We start from the raw sequence: 22,541 nt of genomic DNA, 5'->3' as shown, positions 1-22,541 counted from the left end.
CTTTACATCCCCACAACTACTTGATTTTCTTCATTAATTCCCATGACTTTTTCTCCAGAATCCCTGAGTGCTTCTATGTAGTGTACTGCTTCTTCAGTAATTATTTCACCTGGGCAGATCAGAGGAATCCCTGGGGGATATGGAATAATAGAACTGGCACAAATGCGACCCACAGAAACCTCCAGACTGACACACTGTTTGTTCTTAGGCAGAGCATGAAGGCTTTCCTGTTTAGGTATAGCCTTTGCCAGTTCTGCCAGATGGTCATCTGCGCCAGAGGTTTCTTTTTTCTGCCTCTCATTATTTTGACTGCTGATTTCTCTCAGAGCACACAGCAGCCTGTCAAAATCCTGCTTTACATTGCCAATACCCGTCATGCACATAACAATGTTCCCGGTTACCAGCTCCGTAAAGATATTTTTGTCCATCAGAAGCTGCTCCAGTTTATGGCCTGCTATGCCACACTGGCTCATATCCAGATTAATTTTTGTCCAATCCATATTAATGCCTGTATTGATAATCTTTAAACCATTGATGTTTTTAGCTTCTTTGTAAAATGAAGTCACATTACTCCACCATTCACGGATTAAATCTTTCCCTCTTGAATTTAGTAAATCAGCATTTATATCCAGGGAACTCATGAGTAAGTAAGAGGGACTTGTACTTTCCACTAATTGAAGCTTATCCTCCAGTACGTTTAAATCAATTTTATCTGTAACCACATTCATTACTGCACTCTGGGTAAAAGAGGCTAAGGTCTTATGAATGCTGTTAACTACAATATCTGCCCCGCATTCTTCGGCCGACTCTGGCAGTGAATACCACTGGTTATCCGTATCCTTTTCATCACATAAAAATCTGCTGAAAAACTTCAAATGTGCACCATGGGCCTGATCCACAATCAGTATTTTTCCTGCATCATGTACGATTTTTCCGATACTTTTTATGTCACTGCAGATGCCGTAATAATTAGGGCTTGGAATAATTACTGCTTCAGCATCAGGATTTTCTTTTATTAACCGTTCAATCTCTTCTGGTAATATTTCCCCGCTGATTCCGAATTCTTCAATTAATTCCGGATATGCATATATTGGTGAAATATTTCCCAGGGTGAGCGCATTAAAAATAGATTTATGGCAGTTTCTGGCCATAATCAGCCTGCCTTCTGATTTTACAGAAGACATAATCGCTGCTATCAGCCCACAGCTGGTGCCATTTACAAGTAAATAAGATTTCCTGACTTCATAAAGCTCTCTGTACTTTTCCATAGCACACTTTATAATACTTTCCGCCTGAAATAAGTTATCTGCTCCGTGGATTTCTGTGACGTCACAGTCCATCATGTTCTCAAGGAACTGATCATACCCAAATCTTCTATAAATATCTGCCCCTTTATGTCCCGGCATATGAAAAGAAACAGGTTTACTTTCTCTGTGCTGAAGTAAAAAGCTTGTTATTCCATTTTGATTATTCATACTGTATATTTAAATAGCTCCTCTATATTCTTTAAACCATAAATACATCTTAGCTTTGTTTTTCCTTAACTATAAACTTGCATATGACTAAGCTTTTGACGCATATAGTTCTAATATTTTAATGACAACTTCTCTGGCTTTTTCCATAGCTTCTATGGAAGCAAATTCTGACACACTGTGATAATTGTGTCCCCCTACAAATAAGTTCGGAGTAGGAAGTCCTCTTCTTGATAAAGTGGAGCCATCTGTACCTCCTCTGACAGCAACAATTTTAGGCTCAAGATTACACTGTCTGTATGCTTCTAATGCAGTATTAATAATATGTTCCTGATCTTTCAGGAAATCATTCATGTTGTAATACTGTGTCTTTATATCAATAGAAACATATTCTTTTCCCCATTTTTCATTGATCCTGGAAACAACTTCCTTAAGGAATGTCATCCTTCTTTCCATGCTGTCTCTTTCAAAATCTCTTAACAGAAGATCAATCTTGGCAACATCTGTGTCTCCAGAAATCTCATATACATAATAAAAGCCTTCTCTTCCTTCCGTTGTTTCAGGTGCTTCATTTCTTGGTAATGCAGATAAAAATTCATTGGCAAGAACAATTGGATTTATCAGTTTGTCTTTAGCCGTGCCTGGATGTATACACACCCCCTTACACTCAATATGTGCATCAGCGGCATTAAAAGTCTCGTAATTAAATTCGCCAACACCATCTCCATCGATTGTAAAAGCAAAATCAGCCCCAAACCCTTCAATATCAAATAATTCGGCACCGCCCTGCACTTCTTCGTCTGGGGTAAATGCCACACAAATATCCCCGTGTTTTATTTCCGGATGATTTTTAATCTGCTCAAGGGAATCCATAATAATGGCGATCCCTGCTTTGTTATCTGCCCCTAAAAGAGTAGTTCCGTCAGAAGTTACAATAGTGTTTCCAACATAGTCTAAAAGTTCAGGATTCATGCCAGGGGTTAAAACTATATTTTTTTCTTTATTAATAATGATTTCACCGCCATCATAATTTTCGAAAATCTGTGGCTTAACATTTTTACCTGAACAATCTGGAGCCGTATCTAAATGGGCAATAAATCCGATACTTGGTACTTTTTTCCCATCTTCCAGATTACCTGGTACCTTTGCAGTCACACAGGCATGTTCGTCAACTTTTATATTAGCTGCACCCAGGCTTTTCAACTCTTCCGCTAATTTATTAGCCAGGTCAAACTGCCCTTTGGTACTTGGTACAACACCTGCATCTTCTGCAGATTCGGTATCAATCTTTACATAATCAATAAATCTTTTTAAAATAGGTTTCATTTTTAATCCTCCCCATATCATATAAAATATTTTTTAATAACTTACATTAGCTGCTAAATATCCGCTGGACCATGCGAACTGTAAATTATATCCACCTGTATCTCCATCCACGTCCAGTACTTCTCCCACAAAGAAAAGCCCCGGATATTTCCTGCATTCCATGGTTTTCAAGTCTACTTCTGTTAAAGCAACTCCACCTGCCGTTACCATAGCCCCATTAAAACCGCCTGTTCCACTGACAGAAAAGGTATCCCTTGTCAATAGCTCCGCCAGACTTTTAATCTGGCCGCCTGTTAGACTGGATACTTTTCGGCTGCTTTCAATTCCAGCACGTTCGCAAACCTTTTCAATAAACCGTTTTGAAATTGCTGTACCTAAATATTCTATCAGAAAATTGACTGTCTGTTTACTACTTTTTGGAACATTTTGCTTAATTTCGGAAAATATTTCCTCAAAGCTTTTTCCCGGGAAATAATTTATGACCAATTGATCACCTGTGTGTACATACCGGGAAATATTTATTACTGCAGGCCCTGAAAAACCAGTGTGAGTAAGTAACAGTGCATCCTGATTCTCTCTCCGGTTTACCTTTACAGATGCAGGAGAGAAAGATATTCCGGATAGCTGAGTATAGGGATACTCCTGTACATAAACTGGAGCCAGAGCAGGTTTTAATTTGATAATTTGGATACCTAATTCCTCCAGAACAGGAAAAATGCTGCCATCTGAGCCTGTGGAGGGATACGAACACCCACCTGCAGCTATTACTAATTTTAATGCAGTATATTTCACCTGTTTCTTATCCTTTAAATCTTCGCATATAACCACATATTTCCCATCAGAAATCTCTATTTTGCAGACCTTCTGTTTATAATTAATCTGAAATCCATTTTGGCTACCGGAGGCTTTGAGTATATTTAAAATGTCCTTTGCATCTAATGATTTTGGGAAAACTTTTCCATCCTCTCTTTCCAGAAGAGGCACGCCCCTTGATTCAAAAAAATCAACAACAGATTTATTATTGAATCGATATAAAATACTGCGGATTTTCTTTCCGTTTTCTCCATAATATTTAATAAATTCTTTTATATCACCACTATGAGTGATGTTACACTGTCCACTGCCAGACATAAGCAGTTTTTTACCTCCGGAATCTGATTGTTCCAGAATCAGTCCCTTTACAGGCCTTCCATAGGAGGCAGCACAAAAAAGCCCAGAGGCCCCTCCTCCTACTATTATTACATCATAAATATTCTTGTCTGCCAATACTATGCCCTTTCTTTTTCTTACTTAACTGTGGTCCATATTTTTATCAATGATTGGATGGTATTTTCAATCTGATTAATAGGAATCTGATTGTAATAAAAAACCAGCATGGTTAACTGATGCCCGGTGGGATCATCCGCATATATGGAAACTGGTGTAGCCGACACCCCTAATGCTTTGGCCTCGCTGCAAAGTTTCCCAGCACTTTTCTTACTGTTTACATTGATAATCATATTAATTCCAGACGAAGTATTTGTAGGTTTTATTATTCCGTTCCCGTATTTATGGATAGCTCCTATGACTTTCTGTAGTTTCCGCGAATACAAATGTCTCAACTTCTTTATATTGGTCTGATATAATCCCTGTTCCATAAATAAAGCCAGGGTAAGTTGTTCTGTTTTAGAGCAGGTCTGCGTATATCCGTGCCCTATTTCTTTAAATATATCAGCCATTTTCTCTGGCAATACCATATAACTGATTTTTATGGAAGAAAATAAAGTAGATGAAAAGGACCCCAGATAAACTACTCTCTGATCATTGTCAAGGCCCTGTAGTGCAGGTATGGGTTTCCCGAAATACCTGAGCTCACTATCGTAATCATCTTCAATGATAATACTGTTGTTGTGATTTGCCCATTCCAGCAGCTGATATCTTTTTGCAATAGGCATTACTGCACCCGTAGGGAATTGATTGGAAGGACTTACATATACAGCTGACTTTATGTTTGCCGGCAGCCTGTGAATTTTAATACCATCTTTGTCCACATCAACTGGTGTTATAACAAAGCCTCTGTCTCTGAACATGTTTTTAACCGGTAAATATCCCGGCTCTTCAACCGCCACATGGTTAATGCCAAGTTTAGACAGTATCAGGCATAAATGGCTTGTTATCTGCTGGGTTCCTGCACCTATTACAATCTGTTCCGGATTGCATACAACTCCTCTTGAGCGGTAAATATATTTAGAAATTTCATATCTTAAAGCCAGTTCTCCCTGAGGATCACTTTCAAACATAAGCAGATGAGGATACTCCGTCAAAACTTTATTCATACATTTTTTCCATTTATTAAAATCAAAGCATGAAAGATCATACTGGAAAACCGAAGATTCATCTGTCTTTTCCACATCTACTGGAAATAAAGAATATTCCATGCCACTTTTGTCGTACAATTCTGTCTTACTATCAATTGCAGACTTTTCCCCCCTATGCAGGATGTTACACACATAGTACCCGGACTGGGGTTTACTATATATGTAACCCTCCACATTAAGCTGGCTGTAAGCAAGGTTAACAGTAGTAATACTGAGATTCAACCTTTCTGCCAGACTCCGGAGTGAAGGTAGTTTTTCATTTGGGTTCATTTCATTTGACAATATCTGTTTTTTTATATAATCATACAGCTGTAAATAAAGCGGTCTCGTTGAATTCTCATCAAATTCAGGAATAATTGCTTTCATGAATCTCCCTTTCAATTCACACAAAAATTTTCTTTATAATCAAAAAAACGACCACATATCAGAATCAAAAATTCTTTATATGTAGCCGCTGCATACAAATCTAAATCTAAATCTGTATCTATGCATAAACGTCTATATTGAAGCCAAGTTCTCCTTTAGCAACTGGTACGCCCTGAGCAGCTGGGGCCGGTGGCATATCTGCAATCATTTGTTGCGCAGCCTGACTCTGAGAATCCATGGCCATGTTAAGAACAGACATGGATACATTTTGCTGCAGCTGCTGTGCCTGCAAACCCGTATACGAAGATAAAATTCCATCCATAATCATACACCTTCTTTTTATAATTATTTAACAAAATGAATTTACCTTATCTGACTATATCATATACCAGTTTTTACTTAAAATCAATATCTTCTATATCACATTCTTCTAAAGGTACAGCAATAATTATATTCTTTGCGTCTTCAATGGTTTCTTCCGGTACATATATATCTATAGGGAAAGCGCTGCTGGCTCCCATGGCGATTTCCAGGAAATTACTGGCTCCCTGATATTTTTTCTCACAGGGAATATTTTCACTGCGAAGCTTTGATTCTAACAGGTCTGCCTCAAAACTGTCTTTTGCTGTACATAGATAAACTCCGCTGCGCCATTCTTTTTTCTCTTTTTTTCCAAACATCTGCTGTTCCTCCTTTTTCTCATGTAATGGTTATTATATATTACTTTTGTACATTTTAAAACTAAGTCAATTATTATGAAGTATACCACAACCTGCTCCAAAAACATCCTTTTCATTTTTCCATATATACTCTTATTTAAAAAGGACTAAAGCATACATAATTTGTAACCCTAAGCTACTTATTATTTTTGCATCAGTCCTTTAATTAAATGATTTTTATTCTTCTTCTACATTGATAGTCTTTATTTCTTTGGTTCTAATTTCTTCACAGATTTCATTGATAAACTGCTGAAGTGGCTTCTGTCCTTCATCTCCATTGAAACGACTTCTTACAGATACACCCCCTTCTTCTGCTTCTTTCTGACCTACAACAAGCATATAAGGAACTCTTGCAAGTCTGGTTTCACGAATTTTATAACCAATCTTTTCACTTCGTTCATCAATGGTTACAAGTATACCATTTTTCTGAAGTTCCTCTTTAACTATCTTTGCATAGTCATGGTACTTTTCAGAAATAGGAAGAATACGAACCTGTTCAGGGCAAAGCCAGGTTGGGAACTTACCAGCATATTTCTCAATTAACCAGGCAAGAGTTCGTTCATAACAACCCATGGAAGTTCTGTGAATGATATAAGGTCTCTTCTTTTCTCCGTCCTTATCCACATAGGACATATCAAATCGTTCTGCAAGGAACATATCCAGCTGGATTGTAATCATTGTATCTTCCTTACCATAAACATTCTTTGCCTGAATATCCAGCTTAGGTCCATAGAAAGCAGCTTCCCCTTCTTCTTCAGTAAATTCAATGCCTATATGATTTAATATTTGTCTCATCATGTCCTGTACCTGATTCCACGTTTCCTCAGTTCCAAGATACTTCTCTTTATTATTCGGATCCCATTTGGACATACGATAAGTTACATCCTTTTCCAGTCCCAATGTAGTCAGACAATATTTAGCCAGATCCACGCATCCTTTGAATTCCTCTTCAATCTGGTCAGGTCTTACAATTAAGTGTCCCTCAGATATAGTAAACTGACGAACACGAGTCAGACCATGCATTTCTCCTGAATCTTCATTTCTAAATAAGGTTGAAGTTTCACCATAACGAAGAGGTAAATCTCTATATGATTTCTGACTCTGTTTATATACATAATACTGGAATGGACATGTCATAGGACGAAGAGCAAAAACTTCTGCATTTTCATCATCATCATCACCAAGAACAAACATGCCTTCCTTATAATGTGCCCAATGGTCGGAAATAATATATAAATCTCTCTTGGCCATTAAAGGAGTCTTTGTTCTCACATACCCCCTTTTTTCTTCTTCATCCTCTATCCATCTCTGTAAGGTCTGAATCATCTTGGCGCCTTTTGGCATTAATAAAGGAAGTCCCTGTCCAATGACGTCAACAGTTGCAAACAGTTCCATTTCACGGCCCAGCTTATTGTGATCACGCTTTTTTATATCTTCAAGATAAACTAAATATTCATTTAATTCTTCTTTTTTCGTAAATGCAGTACCATAAATTCTTGTAAGCATCTTGTTCTTTTCGCTGCCTCTCCAGTAAGCTCCTGAAGAAGATATAAGTTTAAAGGCTTTGATAGGTTTTGTCGTCATAAGATGGGGCCTGCACATAAATCTACAAAATCTCCCTGGCTATAGAAAGAAATCACTGCATCTTCCGGTAAATCTTGAATCAGTTCAACCTTGTATGGTTCTCCTTTTTCTTCCATGAGCTTGATTGCTTCTGTTCTTGGAAGGGTAAACATTTCAAGTTTGTTGCCTTCTTTAATAATTTTCTTCATCTCTGCTTCGATTTTATCCAAGTCTTCTCTGGAAAACGGATCATGCTCAAAATCATAATAATATCCTGTATCTATAGAAGGACCAATGGCAAGCTTGGCTTCTGGATATAGTCTCTTTACTGCTTCAGCAAGAACATGTGAGCAGGTATGTCTGTAAGCCGCAAGGCCTTTTGGATCATTTGCTGTTAGAATACTTAACTCACAATCCTTATCAATTACAGTTCTTAAATCAACTACCTGACCATTCACTTCGCCTGCACAGGCCATTCTGGCCAGCCCCTCACTAATATCTGCAGCTATGTCTATCACCGATTTTGGTTCACTGTACTCTTTAACAGAGCCATCTTTTAAAGTAATCTTCATTTAACTAATTCCTCCTGTATCAATATTTTTTTCCAATTCAGCAGGGGGCTTTGGAATAAAAAAATCCCTTCCTGCTTGAATTGCAGAAAGGGACGAGTTATCTGTTCTCGCGGTTCCACCCTAATTGCTAAGTAATTTCCTATCCTGTATGCCAGAAATTCATGACATACACTCTAAGATTTTTACAAAACCACTCTTCTTGATTATAACGGAATCACCGGACCGGATTAGGGCCACTCCGAGTTAGTTTTCAAATGGTTCCTATTAAAGCCTTTCCATCTGCCGGCTTCTTTCTGTAAATGCTTCCCATCCTACTCTTCTCATCAACGCGTTAATAATATTAAATTAAACTTAATTATACCACTTGGGTATTTTTTTTCAACCCCTAAAATATTCTTTATTTTCTAATATCAATTCGATATGAATGGTCATATTTTATATCATCAAATGTAGCCATATTATTCATTACCGCGCATGCTGCTGATATGATATGAAAAGCAAGTGCACATCCAGTACCCTCTCCCAGCCTCATATCCATCTCTAAAATCGGTTCCATACCCAATTCTTTAAAGATTAAATCATAAACAGGTTCTTTTGACTTATGACTTGAAAAAATAAAATCTTTCACAAGAGGGTTCATCTGAGCTGCCACATAAGCCGAAAGTGCGGAGATTACCCCATCAATGATAATTGGAACCCTGAAATAAGCTGCTCCCAGAAAACAGCCTGCCATTCCGGCTATATCCAGTCCGCCTACTTTTGCAATTACATCAACGGGATCTTTTGGATTGGGATTGTTTAATTTTATAGCGTCACTGATTACCTGCTTTTTATGTATAAGAGCTTCATCTGTAAGTCCGCCCCTTTGCCTACTGCATTTTCTGCAGATTCTCCTGTTATTGCCATAAAGACAGCACTTGTTGAGCTGGTATTTCCAATCCCCATTTCACCAGTACCTAAAATTTGATAACCTTCTGAAACAGCCATCTCCACCATTTCTATACCTACTTCCATAGCCTTTATAGCTTCTTCACGACTCATGGCGGGGCCTTTAGCAAAATTATCTGTACCATATTTTATTTTTCTATTATATACTTTATCATTATTATAATCAGACATAATACCAATATCCACAACTTTAATGTCTGCTCCTGCGTGGGCAGATAAGACACCCATTCCGCAGATGCCCTTTGTCATATTCATTCCCTGAATTAATGTGATGTCCTGGGGGTACCTGCAACACCTTCAGCGCATATTCCGTTATCAGCTACCATCACTATGGAGCATTTCTTTTCTACACTATTATTTACTTTTCCAGTAATACCTGCCATTTTAACTGCCATTGTTTCAAGTTTCCCCAGGCTGCCAAGAGGCTTAATCAAACTGTCCATGTGTTTCTGTGCTTCCTCTATGGCTTTTTCATCTGCACCTTTCATTCCTTTTAAAACTTCTTCTAATGTTTTCATCTGCTTTCCTCCTTAATGTCTGGATTAATTCCGTATATCTGTACAATTTCAAATACATCACTTGCAGCGATATCTGCAGGAGTTACAATTACTCCCCCATCACTGTCAACATCATAGTCAAATTGTTTAAATATATACCATATTAAATGCGAGCAATTGGTGTTTCGAATCTTATCACCTCTGATATTTGTTATTTCCGGAAGCATACCATAATTTATATTTAAACAGTTTTCTTCTGCGTATTGGGCAATTAATCGTCCCAGCTCTTCCTGGGTATACCCCTTTGATTCCGCTGCTTCTTTTGAAATTCTCAAATGCACAAGGGTCGGACATGACCGCCATTTACTGGTAGTCTGATACTCTGTGGGTTCACCCATGTAAATTGCTTCAATAGTTCTGGCTTCTTCCCCTTTTTTGGGTTTCGTCACGACTATTGCGCAGTGTCCATGGCGATACCCCATTGTATGAGTAGAAAGATTCACAAGGACGTCTCCCGGCTCCAGATCAACAATCTCATGTCCTTTTATATATTCACCATTTTTATCCCGCATTCGCTCGTTATATGTTAACACTCCTATTTTAGCACAAGTATAAGGATAACCGTTAAAAAATATTTTTTGAAAAGACTTCATTTCCTTTTCATAATTTTTATCATTTTCAATCATATAATCAACTGCTGGCTTTCCTAAACCAGTTTGCCTGAATATTTCTTTATATTCATCTTCAGTTAATTCCAGTTTATTATTTTGGTCCTGTCCAAACTTTCCTGTGGTTCTTATATCTTCAAAAATGTAGTTTAAAGAATCCTTTTTATAATCTGGCCTATAAACAGGATTCTGATCTGCTTCATCAATGGCAATCCAAAGAATAGAAAAAGCGACAATTGCACTAACTGTCGCCTGCATAAAAAAAGCTTTTCTGTTTTTCCTCCGGCAATTCATATCGCGCTCTTCTTTCCAAGCTTGTCACTTCCACAAAGGGCCCTCGGAATAAGTCTTCAGTAGATACTTTTATTTCTACTGTAACTGCTGGTGTTTTCTCCCTGTTAGACGGGGAATATCCCTTGTTTTCATCTTCAAATTCCGTTTTATAACGTATTATTCCTTTTGACAAAGCTTTTGAATTTCTTTTTATGTATGCCAGATAATTTTTTATATAGGTTTCTCCCTGTTCATAATTAAAAACCACAAGGCCTTTTGAGTATGCATCTTCATCCAGAAACAACGCTGCTCCTGCTGCACATTCCTCCGCTGCTTCTTTTAATAGTAATTGTTCATGTCCATAAGCTCCCAAATCTCCCTGATATACCATTGCAGAAACACTTACCATGAGAATTCCAAGAAACACAATAAACACTTTCATATTTTACCCACCTTCAATACTTCTATGCCAAAGGAATCAAAAGTTTAAAAAAATTAAACCTTTTCACTGGCAGTATAACTATCTATTACATAGTTATAGCTATTTTCCTCCTGGGAAATTCCATGCATTCCAGGTGCCGCCATCAATTGTCCAATTTTTACTGAAACTCTGTAGTAAATCAGTCTTTCTTCTCCCAGACTGTACCTGTACTTAACCTTGCTGTCTGCTTGTATATTTATCTTATCCGAAGAAATACCTGTAAGCCTTGTTATATCATTTTTTAGTTTTTGTTTTATTTCTTTGGAAAAGTATCCTTCCTGCTTAGCATCCTCTTTTGCTGCATAAACAGAAGCCTGTATGATAGATGTAATCTGACTGTTCTTCTGATCCAATCCCATTTGCATCATAAAAAGAATTAGAATAGGAAGTACGCCCATTAATACTATAAATTGTTTCATTGTATACCACTTTTCTGAAATACTTTAAGGAGAATACGTCCTTATAGTAACCCCTGCTGCCATAAATGCTGCAGGGAAGAATAAATACTCTCCTCACCAGTGCCTGCTATCATATTAAAATATATATCCCAAGCATAATCATGCTTATCAAAACCACATACTGTTTCATATCAGTCTGGTGACAACATTACTATCTGCTGTCATACTATTTGATATATTTGTTATAGCCTTACTGGATTTTTCCCCGATACCTTTTACATCGTCCTTAAACCCCATGACTATACCTGCAATAAAAATTCCCAATGCAATAAATGCCGCTAAAACAATAATCTGTTTCATTTTTTTCTCCTCTTTGATATTCCTAAAAAAGCATCTGTAATATCTCCTTCTGATTGATAAAATACCCCACATAGATAAAATTAATAAAAATCAAAACCACATTAATAATGACCGGGAAATACAAAAGATCACTGATAATCTCATCTCTTCTCCGCTGCTCTGTCATTCTTATTTCCTTTATACTTCTTTGATGTGACAACAGAATTTCTGTAAGCTCCAACGGGTTCACCTCATCCCACCGCAATAATAGCCCGGCAAACTCTTTTCCTATAGGCGTTTCCATATAATCTGCCATTATTTTCTGTGCTTCCGTTTTCCTGTTTAACCTTAAAAGACTTAACATCCTGATATAAATATTCTGTAGCACCCCTTCCCTATCTGCCAGCTGTTCTATTATAAAATCCGTACTTACCTGTTTCCCCTTTTCTATAGAAATAATATTTCTCAGAAATGATATTCCCTCATAAATCTCTTTGTCCGCCAGCCTTTTATTCCTTTCACGTTTCCATGCTCCCAGCCTGAAAATCAGGTTATCTCTTAATCCAGACTTTTGAATCTGATGCTGCAAGGGCCTAATTAATCCCCTTTTTAAATAAGTTTTTTCCTTGCATAAAGTTAAATAACTACCTACGCTGAAAAGTAAAATTGTAAATGTATAAAATGCATATACTGTCATATGCTCCCTCATTTCCCCCTATTCCAATTATTTAATAATCAAATTTCTGCCTGCTGACAATTTCAATTATGGCAATGTTCATAAGAAACATTACACTACTGACTGTAAAGAATAAAAATCCTTCTTTTGTGAATAGCTGATTCCTGAAATAATTTGTTACGCTCATCCCTATATATTTAATGGATATTACAATGGTAAAAACATATAGGAAAGGAATCATGTATACTACAATTCTTACAGCTTCTGAATTAAGCCTTTTTCGTTCTTCGAAAATCGTTCTTGCATCCCTTAGCTGAGCCATAATATCTTCAATTGCCAGAGAAACATTGATGCCTTTTTCTGAGGCAATCTGTATGTTGTAAGCAAACATTCTGCTCCAATTTGTATTAATTATATTGGCAAATTTGTTAACAGCATCCCTGATTTCTTTTGGATTTCCAGCATTTCTTAACTGTAGAAGCATTTTTAATACGAAGGGATTGCTCGACTTAGTATTTTTGCTTTCCTGCAATAATCTTTCCAACGCTTCATAAACATTAAAATTTGCAATTCTATATTGATTCAGGAAATTACTTACAAGGATTTCCCCTTCAAAACTGCTTTTTCTCCTGATTCCTTCAAATTTTATTCTTAGTATCAGATATGGAGCCAGGGCCATTGATGCAGATAGAATCATGGCGTTTACTACTGTTAAATTCCGGCTGGCTACAAACATTACTAACAAATAAATGCCAATCATACATGTCATCAGGTATGTACCTTTTACGTTTAATGTAGCTTTTGTTATGCAGTCAAAATGTTTCTCTATTCTGGATTGTTCTTGTAACTGCTTTCTTCTTTCCCTGAGTCGATGCCTGGTTTTCAGCTTTGCAGTATATTGGGCCAGATCCTTTCGATAAGTAAAACTTATTCCAGCCAGAAACACCAAATAAATTACAATTTCAATTAAAATATTCATAGCCAGCTTCATAACCTAACTCCTCCGGTTTCATTGGATTTTTGTGTGCCAGTTCTTTTAGCCACCGGGAAAAAAGCAGAAAACTTTCCGGATTTTCTTCATCCCCGCTAGGGCTTTGTCTCTGCTTATTTTGTAACGCCATCTCCAGTCATCTGCCTTATAATCGTAGGCACATATTTGGGTAATCATAATTTTACCGGTTTCCTTATCCACAAACATCTCATAGATACCTTTCAGACGCTTTTGTCCTTTATCTTTTAATTGAACAAAGTGAAAGATATAATCAAAACTTTCAGCTGCTCTCCTTGCAATAAGCTCCATATCACCTCCCATACTTAAAATGATTTCTGCCGCCACATCATAAGGGAAATTCATGGGGTTTCTCTCATGAAAAGTAAGTTTCAGCCTTCTGGTGCCTTTACTTGCTATCCTGAGGACCGTATCCAGTGCAGTTCCATCTCTGGCCTCTGCCATAATCAGATAATCTGCATCGCTTCTGAGTAAATGTTTTGTAATGGTTTTAAGCTTTTCATCTTTTGCTAATACCTGGACAATTGGAGCCTTGGGAATTAATTTATGCAGGCTAATCTCCGGATCCGTTTCAAGCATCACGCCTTCCAGGCTTTCGTCTTCATAGCTCTGCAAAGTTGCCAGAAAAGAAGTTTTACCGCTTTTCATGGCACCAGTAACTGCTACTGAATATCCTAGCTTAACCATCTCCTTGAATAATGGAATGCTACTCCATGGAATGGTTCCTCTTTTTGCTTGTTCTTCAAAGGTGTAATTGGGTATTATATACCTTCTGAATATAATTACATCTTGTCCAGATTTTACTGAGTCCCCCTGAACACAGTTATTCTTGTGCCATCCAAAGTATATAATTCATGAAAATCTTTATCCAGCCGTTCTTCCGGAGTCAAAAGCAGAAATGCCCTCACTAACTGTTCCCTCCGTTCTTGTCTAATCTTCTGTGGTTTTAATACCATTTTTCCCTTCTCCTGAAAATAAATCCGGTCGCCAATCACCTTGCAGGAACTACTTTCTGAATACTCTTTTGAAAACCACTCAGCAATTCCTGCTAATCCCCAATTTTCATGATATATGGCTTCCTCCAAATTTTTGTACCACTTGGGAAATTCCGTACCTCCTGCATTGTGTTTTTTTACAAAGTATTTTATTTTACTTTTGAAAAAAATCACTTCTTTATTAAAACCAATAATTGCATTTTTTTGTATGGATAGCATTCTTTGTATATCTTTATTATCTTCTTCCCATTCCTGCTGGAATTCCAGATTTATGAGTTTACACAGAGTCTCAAAACTGAATAAACTTCCCGGCTTCTTTTTTATTTCCCGGGATATATAGCTGTCTAAATAAAATTTTTCCATAATTTATTTTTCCTTTGCAATTTTGTGGGAGGTAGCCCTATGACCTCTGAAACATGATTGGCAATAGTAGAAATATCCTCCAGATAATTGTCTGTTTTTAATCTCATAAGGGTCCTGTGCTCCTGCTCTGCCTGACGATAATCCCCTGCCTCCTGAATTTTATCCGTTCTCTCCTTCTCTAAATAAAGCCTTTCTAAAATATATTTTAAGGTGTAGGGATCTTCCTCACTAAACTTATTAATAATAAATCTGTTAAATTTAATTTGTGTTTTTTCAAACCAGGGTAACATTTTCTCATATCTGCTTAAACTGGATTCCATCTGAGTCATTATTAAATATTTATTTGATGCGGCAGTGATTGCTCCCAATGCCAGACCGTTATCAAGGTCACTTCCTGTATCTGCAATAATCAATCCGAAGCTTTCGGATACAGATTCTAGTAAATACGTAGCAGAATCCGGAAAATAGTATCTTTCATCCTGCTCATTTGACAATCCTCCCAGAATATATAAGTTATTTTTAAATTTGCAGTCTCTAACGAAGTCCTTACTAATAATAAGTTTACTGTCCATCTGCAATTTGAAGTCATCGATGGTCTTTACATCTTCCTGGATATATTCACCGTTTTTTCTTCCATTTAAAGATATAAATAATACATTAACATTACTGTTCTGTGACGCAATTAATTCTGCAACAGATTGCGATATCATAGTAACTCCCGACTTATGATCAATCCCATGAAATGCAAACACATTATTCATATGAGTTTTTCCCCCTTCTGTATTAATAAAAATTTCATACCTTGCTCTTCTGCCATGTTTCTGATTATTTTATATTTCTCAAGAGATGTAATAATCTCCACATGAGATATAACAGAACTGCTAAAATCCCTCTGCAGAATTTCTTCGCTAAGGTTCTCCTCTGTTCCTACAACTTCTTGCTCATTGGCATCTTTAACATATGCAATTCTAAAAGTGCCTACATAAAATTCACCAGTATCATCAAAGATATCAATAATATCCCTTTTCTGACAGAACTGCTTCTACAATCAATCCAGGTATCCTTCACAGGAAAAATAGAGCTTCCTTCCATTAATATTTTATCTTTTCGCATAAACATTCCCGGGATTACCTGAGCCATCTTAGGTATATCCTGTTTTGCTACTAAACCATTTATCTTATAAAAACTCTCCGGTGTTATGGCTCCTGGTATGGTACTTTGTGGAATATTCTTTATCTCAATAAAATCATTTTTACCTATGACTGTACCGCTTATAATATTTTCTTTCGTAATCAACACGCTATCCATAATCAACTGCTCTCTCCCTGATTTCTCCCACCATACCATGGCTAATATAGATATTATAATTAGCAACATACCAAACAGTGGTCTGAGTATTTTAGCTTTCATTTATTCCCCCTTTCACTTACATTATTTTCCATATGTCTGTTTAGTTTTATTATACTCAAATCGCCATACATGTCAACCATTTTTTTACATTATTTCAATTAATTTCTTTATTTATATAAAAACTTCAGTTTTTGCGATTTAAAAGATACAAACTAAAACAAAGCTGCATCTACTAAAGTGCATTAGTAATCTGCCTAAGATAAAATATAATAAAAAAGCTGTAAAATCCTAGAATTACATTGACTTTTAGCCATTTTACCAATAGAATAATATGAGTTCGCCATATTTGTTTATGGCTGAATCTTAAAAAGAATGGAGTTAATTATGAGTTTATTAATAGTAGAAAATGTATCCCACGGTTTTGGCGGCAGAACAATTTTAGAGGATGCTTCCTTTCGCCTGCTAAAAGGTGAGCATGTTGGCCTGATTGGAGCAAACGGTGAGGGAAAATCCACTTTCTTAAACATTATCATAGGTAATATACAGCCCGATGAAGGAAAAGTGGAGTGGTCTAAAAATGTTACAGTTGGTTATCTTGATCAGCACTCTTCTCTGAAATCGGGAATGACTATCCGGGATGTCCTTCGTGATGCATTTAAAAATATGTTTGAACTTGAAAAAAAGATGCTGACTATGTATGACCAGATGGCTGATGAAAATGCTGATGTAGAGGCATTGATGGAAGATGCCGGAGAAATTCAACAGATTTTAGATCATAGTGGCTTTTATACCATTGATGCCAAGATTAATGAAGTAGCCAGCGGTCTGGGGCTTGCCTCCATCGGTCTTGAAAAGGATGTTTCCGAGCTTTCCGGCGGGCAGAGAACCAAAGTACTGTTAACAAAGCTTTTATTGGAGGATCCGTCTATTCTTTTATTGGACGAACCTACTAACTATCTGGACTTTGAACATATAGAATGGCTGAAAAGATATCTTCAGGAATATGAAAATGCATTTATCCTGATTTCCCATGATGTTGAATTTCTTAATTCTGTAGTAAATGTGATTTATCACGTGAATAACGGTGAACTTACCCGTTATACAGGAGACTATAACAACTTTTTACACATGCATGAGATAAAACAGAAACAGCAGGAGCGTGCCTATGAGCGCCAACAGGCTGAAATTGAGAAAATGGAAGACTTCATTGCAAGAAATAAGGCCCGTGTTGCAACAAGAGGTATGGCAAACAGCAGACAGAAAATGCTGGATAAAATCGACATTATTGAGAAACCCCGGGAAAAACCAAAACCATCTTTCCAGTTTAAGGAGGCCCGAACTCCTAGCAGATACCTGGTTCAAGCTGAAAATCTTATCATTGGTTATAATGAGCCTTTGACCAAACCTCTTAATTTTGAAATCGAACGAGGTATGAAGCTTGCCATCACCGGAACAAATGGCCTTGGAAAAACTACACTTCTGAAAACTATATTAGGAAAAATTAAATCATTAGGTGGCGCAGTAGAACTTGGTGATTATCTTGCTCCTGGTTATTTTGAACAGGAAGCAGGAAGAGACTCAGAAATTACAGCACTGGACTATATCTGGGAAAGGTTTCCTTCCTATACCAATGGTGAGGTACGTGCTGCACTGGCAAAATGCGCCTTAACTACAGAACATATCACCAGCCAGATGAGAGTTTTAAGCGGGGGAGAAAACGCTAAAGTACGCCTTTGCGAATTGATGCAGAAGGAAGCCAACTGGTTAATCTTAGACGAACCTACTAACCATTTGGATGTAGAAGCAAAAGATGAACTAAAAAAGGCTCTTATAGAATACAAAGGTTCTATCCTTCTGGTTTGTCACGAGCCCATGTTCTATGAAGACTGGGTAACAGATATATGGAATGTAGAAGACTGGACACTAAAAATCGTATAAGATAAAAAACAAAGGCTGTTGAAACATTTCAACAGCCTTTTATATTTCCTATATTAATTAGTTACCATGTGGGTTCCCCCATGGGTATGGGATTTTGTCCCATTCCTCGAAGAACACTTAACCCCGCTTCTCTTGCAGCCACAAGAGATTGTTTAACAGCGTCAGCGTCTCCAGAGAAAGTAATGATTATTTCATTGGTAAAACAAGTCCCATGAGTTGAACTGGCAAATTTATTCATCTCCACATTTGCAGTTTTCATTGCTACATCCGCCATAATCATTCCAACCGCCGCAGGTGCTCCTACTGTGATTCCAAAAGCCTTTCCTAAAGGAGCATCAAAAGATTGATTCAAAGCATAACTTGCTCTGGCTGTATAGTGAACTTCTACATGGCCTGCATCACAGGTATATACATTGCCAAAGCAACCCTGCAATTCTTCCAGCATAATTTCAACAGCCCTTCTTGAATCCATTACATCTTCCGATGCAAAAATAACAGTGATTCCATGACCTGCACCGCCTTTAGTGTCTCTACATAACTCAATCAAAGCAATCTCAGTATTGGTTGCTTTAACTGCTGTGTCTGCAGCCATGGCATGAGTTCCTCCTCCTGTTCTGGCGCTGACGATCCCAATTGATTTAAACCTTTGCTCCAGCTGAATCTTTTCTCGTAAAGTTTCATCAAGATTCGCTATTACTATACCTACTGTATCTCCTATTGCAGTTCCTACAAATTCTGGTAAGCTACAACCTTGAAGCCTATCTGACACAAAATCTTCCTCCATCATTTTTGTTTTTTATTTTTTTATAATAGTTAAAAATTCTTTCACCCGTGCATCAATATCAGGTGCTCCAAATACAGCAGAACCCGCTACTACCAGTTCAACACCTGCATCAACCACTGCACTCACATTATCAAGTCCAATACCACCGTCTATCTCAATTTCATAACTCAGTCCGTGCATATCCTTAATCTGCTTTAAAGCCTCTACCTTTGCAAGAGACGACTGAATGAACTTCTGCCCTCCAAAGCCTGGATTCACTGACATAACAAGGACTAAATCAACTTCTTCCAGAATAAAATCCAGTGTGCTTAAGGAAGTTGCCGGATTAATAGCCACCCCCGCTTTAACCCCCAGAGATTTAATATGCTGGATGGTTCTATGAAGATGAGGACATGCCTCCTGATGAACCACTATAAATTCAGTTTGGTCTGTAATGAAATCTTCAACATATTTATCTGGATTTTCAATCATAAGGTGAACATCAAAAGGTAGTTTTGTTTTGCCACAAAGGCTCTTCATTACGGTGGCACCATAACTGATATTAGGAACAAAATGACCATCCATAACGTCCACATGAATAACCTGGGCGCCTGCTTTTTCTATGAGATTCACCTGTTCTCCCAGTTTTGAAAAGTCTGCCGACAATATTGAAGGTGCTAATCTTACCATTTTCTACTTTTCTCCCTTATTTCTTTTATCTGCTCTACATATGAGTTATATCTGCTTTTACTTATTTTTCCCTCTGCTACAGCTTCCCTTATACAACAGTCTGGCTCCTTTATATGCCTGCAGTTGTCATATCTGCACTGGCCCAGGTATTCCTGCATTTCAGGATATAAAAGTGCCAGTTCCTCTTCATCTGCGTCTAAGACTTCAAAAGAAGTAAACCCAGGGGTATCAAAAATCATTGCCCCAAAAGCTGTATCAAAAATTTCCACATGTCTGGTGGTATGTTTGCCTCTCTTGGTTTTCTCGCTTATTTCTCCTGTTTCCACAGATACCATAGGTTCAAGAGCGTTTAAAATCGTTGATTTTCCCACACCAGATGGTCCTGCCAGGGCACACTTTTTCCCCTGAAGCAGCGTCTTCAATTCTTCAATTCCCTGTCCGGTTTTGCCACTGAGAAATACCATTGGATAAATACTTTCATAGATTTGTTTCAGTTTATCCACCTGGGCCTGTTCTGCTAAATCTACTTTGTTTACACATAATATAATGTCCATATTACTTTTTTCTGCCATAACTAAAAATCTGTCGATGATAGCGAAATTTGGTTCAGGATTTACTATGGCAAAAACAACAGCAAAGCAGTCTACATTTACAATAGGAGGTCTGATGAAAAAATTCTTTCTCTGCTTAATTTCAGTAATGAGGGCATCACTGCCCTCATTCAACTGGATTTCCACAATATCGCCTACTGCAACTTTTATCCCATCTTTCTTAAAGATGCCTCTGGCCTTACACTGATAAACAGAATCCTTGGCTTTTACATAATAAAACCCAGCGATTCCTTTTACTACTATTCCTTCCATTAATTAATTTCTCCAGTATCGAAGTTTACATTCTTCTTCATGACTACATCGTTGTCAAACAATACAGTAACAGTTCCCTGTCCGGTTCCTGTTAAAGAAACTACTTCACTGCCATCTTCCTTTAGCCTTTGTTCTCTGGTAAATATATTTGTTGTGCCTGATGCATCTGAAACTGTAACCGTTAAGAAGAACACTAAATTCTTCGCCTGACTGTAATCAATATCAAGAGCTACTGACTTTGGACCAGATGATTCTGTTCCTGTACTTACCTTTAGATTAACAGTAGAACCTTTATCTACTGATTCTCCTGCACCTACCTGCTGCCACATAATCTGACCTTTACTGTAAGCATCACTGGTACCTTCTTCTACAGTACCTGCTTCCAATCCAGACGCTTTCAGTTGTGCCTTTGCCTTATCCAGGGTCAGTCCCAGCAGTTTTGGCATGGTGACTTTACCTTCTTCTCCCCCCTGGCTGACTACAAAACTGATGGCCTTCCCTGGCTTTGAATCTTTTCCTGCCTCCGGGGTCTGGCTGATAACCGTATCTTTTGGCATATCACTTTCCCCGATTGTTACATCTCCAACCTTATAGCCATATTTTCCAATCATATATACTGCATCTTCATAAGACTTCCCGACCAGGTTAGGAACCGTACCCTCTTTAGCACCCTTGCTAATGTTTACCGTTACTATTTTTCCCTTTTTAACCTTTGAATCTGCTTCAGGAGTCTGGGATACAATCTGGCCTTTATCGAATTCATTATCATAGACCTCATCTCCCTCTTCCAGGGTTAATCCTAATTTTTCCAGGGTCGTTGTGGCTTCTTTAACCGTCTTACCTGATACATCAGGAACCGTTATTTCACTTGCTGCACCAAAATTTGAAACCAGATGGTAAATTAATCCGCTTACTGGGATTGCACAGATAAGGGCAATAACTATAGCTGTAACTTTTACTTTATTTAGCCGGATTTTCTTTTTTCCATTCTTCTTTTTATCTTTTTTTCCCATGTATACTACTTCCCCTTCAACAGAAATAATGTCGTTATTCTCTTCAGGCTCTGAAGGCATTTTAACTAAACCACTTTCAGCCGTACCTCCATGTAAATAAACAGCATCCCCTACTATGCTTGATATTAAATCTACATTTTTTAGCGCTTCCATCATTTCATCTGCAGATTTAAATCTGTTTACCTGAATCTTATTGGTAGCTTTCATAATAATCTGCTCTAAAACTGGTGGTACTCCACTAACAATTTTTGAGGGTGGAACAATTTCATTATTAATATGCATTAAAGCTACCGTTACAGGATTATCTCCGTCAAATGGCACTTTTCCTGTAATCATTTCATACATGACGATACCAAGAGAATAGATGTCGGACTTTTCATCCACATAACCGCCTCTGGCCTGTTCTGGTGAGAAATAGTGAACGGATCCCATAACCGTATCCGCATTGCCTACAATAGTGGCATTATCAACAAATTTAGCTATACCAAAATCTGTAATCTTAGCTACTCCGTCATTTGTCACCAGCACATTGTGAGGCTTTACATCTTTATGTATTATATGGTTTCTATGGGCACACGAAAGACCTGATGCAATCTGTTGTCCAATGTCTATTGCTCTTTTGTAATCAAGGGGCCTTCCTCCCTGATTATGTCACTCAGGATTTTGCCTTCCACCAGTTCCATTACAATATAATTGATATTTCCTTCTTTTCCAACATCATAAACACCAACTATATTGGGATGAACCAGACTTGCAGCTGCCTGGGACTCTTTTTTAAAACTCTCAACTAACTTTAAATCCTTTGTAAATTCAGGCTTTAAGATTTTAATTGCTACATATCTATTTAGAAGTTTGCATCTTGCTTTATAAACAACGGCCATACCGCCTTCGCCAATCTGCTC

Annotated in this window: 23 protein-coding genes, 2 pseudogenes and 1 other annotated feature; of the genes and pseudogenes, 1 reads left to right on the top strand and 24 read right to left on the bottom strand. The window is 37.5% G+C overall.

Translation table 11 applies throughout. The annotated features are described in order from the left end of the window. Positions 1-2: 2 nt before the first annotated feature. From Ami3637_RS13190 to Ami3637_RS13105, 19 genes and pseudogenes are all read right to left on the bottom strand, one after another. A complete protein-coding gene (locus Ami3637_RS13190) occupies positions 3-1,475 on the bottom strand; it encodes an aminotransferase class I/II-fold pyridoxal phosphate-dependent enzyme (RefSeq protein WP_162362960.1) in 1,473 nt (490 codons plus the stop codon). Positions 1,476-1,562: 87 nt separating this feature from the next. Next, a complete protein-coding gene (gene pepT / locus Ami3637_RS13185; protein WP_162362959.1) occupies positions 1,563-2,798 on the bottom strand; it encodes a peptidase T in 1,236 nt (411 codons plus the stop codon). 33 nt (positions 2,799-2,831) lie between these two features. Continuing rightward, complete coding sequence (locus Ami3637_RS13180; protein ID WP_162362958.1) at positions 2,832-4,064, bottom strand: BaiN/RdsA family NAD(P)/FAD-dependent oxidoreductase; 1,233 nt, start codon at positions 4,062-4,064, stop codon at positions 2,832-2,834. A 20-nt stretch (positions 4,065-4,084) separates the two neighbouring features. Beyond that, a complete protein-coding gene (gene pdxR / locus Ami3637_RS13175) occupies positions 4,085-5,521 on the bottom strand; it encodes a MocR-like pyridoxine biosynthesis transcription factor PdxR (protein ID WP_162362957.1) in 1,437 nt (478 codons plus the stop codon). Between the two features lie 118 nt (positions 5,522-5,639). Then, a complete protein-coding gene (locus tag Ami3637_RS13170; protein ID WP_162362956.1) occupies positions 5,640-5,843 on the bottom strand; it encodes a YjfB family protein in 204 nt (67 codons plus the stop codon). 73 nt (positions 5,844-5,916) lie between these two features. Next, positions 5,917-6,201, bottom strand: coding sequence for a putative signal transducing protein (locus Ami3637_RS13165; protein ID WP_162362955.1), 285 nt, complete (start codon positions 6,199-6,201; stop codon positions 5,917-5,919). Between the two features lie 216 nt (positions 6,202-6,417). Then, positions 6,418-7,824, bottom strand: coding sequence for a threonine--tRNA ligase (gene thrS / locus Ami3637_RS13160; protein WP_330586637.1), 1,407 nt, complete (start codon positions 7,822-7,824; stop codon positions 6,418-6,420). Further along, positions 7,821-8,375: a TGS domain-containing protein gene (locus Ami3637_RS18705; RefSeq protein WP_330586636.1), complete on the bottom strand. Its 555-nt coding sequence runs from the start codon at positions 8,373-8,375 to the stop codon at positions 7,821-7,823. The genes thrS and Ami3637_RS18705 overlap by 4 nt, the downstream gene beginning before the upstream one ends. An 85-nt stretch (positions 8,376-8,460) precedes the next feature. Then, positions 8,461-8,711, bottom strand: a binding site (T-box leader). A 61-nt stretch (positions 8,712-8,772) separates the two neighbouring features. After that, positions 8,773-9,766, bottom strand: a pseudogene (cobT, locus tag Ami3637_RS13155) (nicotinate-nucleotide--dimethylbenzimidazole phosphoribosyltransferase). A 71-nt stretch (positions 9,767-9,837) separates the two neighbouring features. Continuing rightward, complete coding sequence (locus Ami3637_RS13150; protein WP_162362954.1) at positions 9,838-10,746, bottom strand: hypothetical protein; 909 nt, start codon at positions 10,744-10,746, stop codon at positions 9,838-9,840. Next, on the bottom strand, positions 10,730-11,203 hold the full coding sequence (locus tag Ami3637_RS13145; protein ID WP_162362953.1) for a hypothetical protein: 474 nt from the start codon (positions 11,201-11,203) through the stop codon (positions 10,730-10,732). The genes Ami3637_RS13150 and Ami3637_RS13145 overlap by 17 nt, the downstream gene beginning before the upstream one ends. 53 nt (positions 11,204-11,256) lie before the next feature. Beyond that, positions 11,257-11,661 carry a hypothetical protein gene (locus tag Ami3637_RS13140; protein ID WP_162362952.1) on the bottom strand — a complete coding sequence of 135 codons (405 nt, stop codon included), beginning with the start codon at positions 11,659-11,661 and terminating at the stop codon, positions 11,257-11,259. A 165-nt stretch (positions 11,662-11,826) separates the two neighbouring features. Beyond that, positions 11,827-12,000, bottom strand: a complete 174-nt coding sequence (locus tag Ami3637_RS13135) for a hypothetical protein (protein WP_162362951.1) — start codon at positions 11,998-12,000, stop codon at positions 11,827-11,829. A 22-nt stretch (positions 12,001-12,022) separates the two neighbouring features. After that, the gene (locus Ami3637_RS13130) at positions 12,023-12,676 is read right to left on the bottom strand and encodes a hypothetical protein (RefSeq protein WP_162362950.1); all 654 of its coding nucleotides are present in this window, start codon (positions 12,674-12,676) and stop codon (positions 12,023-12,025) included. Between the two features lie 31 nt (positions 12,677-12,707). Continuing rightward, complete coding sequence (locus tag Ami3637_RS13125) at positions 12,708-13,646, bottom strand: hypothetical protein (RefSeq protein ID WP_162362949.1); 939 nt, start codon at positions 13,644-13,646, stop codon at positions 12,708-12,710. A gap of 45 nt (positions 13,647-13,691) precedes the next feature. Continuing rightward, on the bottom strand, positions 13,692-14,351 hold the full coding sequence (locus Ami3637_RS13120) for a P-loop NTPase family protein (protein ID WP_162362948.1): 660 nt from the start codon (positions 14,349-14,351) through the stop codon (positions 13,692-13,694). Positions 14,352-14,464: 113 nt separating this feature from the next. Then, the gene (locus tag Ami3637_RS13115) at positions 14,465-15,022 is read right to left on the bottom strand and encodes a hypothetical protein (protein WP_162362947.1); all 558 of its coding nucleotides are present in this window, start codon (positions 15,020-15,022) and stop codon (positions 14,465-14,467) included. Continuing rightward, positions 15,004-15,783, bottom strand: coding sequence for a hypothetical protein (locus Ami3637_RS13110; RefSeq protein WP_162362946.1), 780 nt, complete (start codon positions 15,781-15,783; stop codon positions 15,004-15,006). The genes Ami3637_RS13115 and Ami3637_RS13110 overlap by 19 nt, the downstream gene beginning before the upstream one ends. A gap of 217 nt (positions 15,784-16,000) precedes the next feature. Next, complete coding sequence (locus tag Ami3637_RS13105; RefSeq protein ID WP_162362945.1) at positions 16,001-16,432, bottom strand: hypothetical protein; 432 nt, start codon at positions 16,430-16,432, stop codon at positions 16,001-16,003. Between the two features lie 324 nt (positions 16,433-16,756). On the opposite strand from Ami3637_RS13105, the gene Ami3637_RS13100 reads away from it, so the two are divergent. Beyond that, the gene (locus Ami3637_RS13100; protein WP_162362944.1) at positions 16,757-18,310 is read left to right on the top strand and encodes an ABC-F family ATP-binding cassette domain-containing protein; all 1,554 of its coding nucleotides are present in this window, start codon (positions 16,757-16,759) and stop codon (positions 18,308-18,310) included. 61 nt (positions 18,311-18,371) lie between these two features. On the opposite strand, the gene pduB is transcribed toward Ami3637_RS13100, so the two are convergent. The 5 genes and pseudogenes from pduB to Ami3637_RS19175 form a co-directional block, all read right to left on the bottom strand. Beyond that, positions 18,372-19,079, bottom strand: a complete 708-nt coding sequence (pduB, locus tag Ami3637_RS13095) for a propanediol utilization microcompartment protein PduB (RefSeq protein ID WP_243158017.1) — start codon at positions 19,077-19,079, stop codon at positions 18,372-18,374. A 27-nt stretch (positions 19,080-19,106) separates the two neighbouring features. Continuing rightward, on the bottom strand, positions 19,107-19,763 hold the full coding sequence (gene rpe, locus Ami3637_RS13090) for a ribulose-phosphate 3-epimerase (RefSeq protein WP_162362943.1): 657 nt from the start codon (positions 19,761-19,763) through the stop codon (positions 19,107-19,109). Beyond that, positions 19,757-20,626, bottom strand: coding sequence for a ribosome small subunit-dependent GTPase A (rsgA, locus tag Ami3637_RS13085; protein WP_162362942.1), 870 nt, complete (start codon positions 20,624-20,626; stop codon positions 19,757-19,759). Before rsgA ends, rpe begins: the two co-directional genes overlap by 7 nt. Beyond that, positions 20,626-21,639, bottom strand: a complete 1,014-nt coding sequence (locus Ami3637_RS19180; protein WP_408609073.1) for a PASTA domain-containing protein — start codon at positions 21,637-21,639, stop codon at positions 20,626-20,628. Before Ami3637_RS19180 ends, rsgA begins: the two co-directional genes overlap by 1 nt. Positions 21,640-21,882: 243 nt before the next feature. Continuing rightward, a pseudogene (locus tag Ami3637_RS19175) lies at positions 21,883-22,520 on the bottom strand (protein kinase domain-containing protein); the annotation flags it as partial. Positions 22,521-22,541: the final 21 nt, after the last annotated feature.

The organism is Aminipila terrae (genome assembly GCF_010120715.1).
GTDB lineage: Bacteria > Bacillota > Clostridia > Peptostreptococcales > Anaerovoracaceae > Aminipila > Aminipila terrae.
The sequence above is the reverse complement of the archived record's forward strand: the minus strand, read 5'-3'. Positions and strand labels throughout refer to the sequence as shown.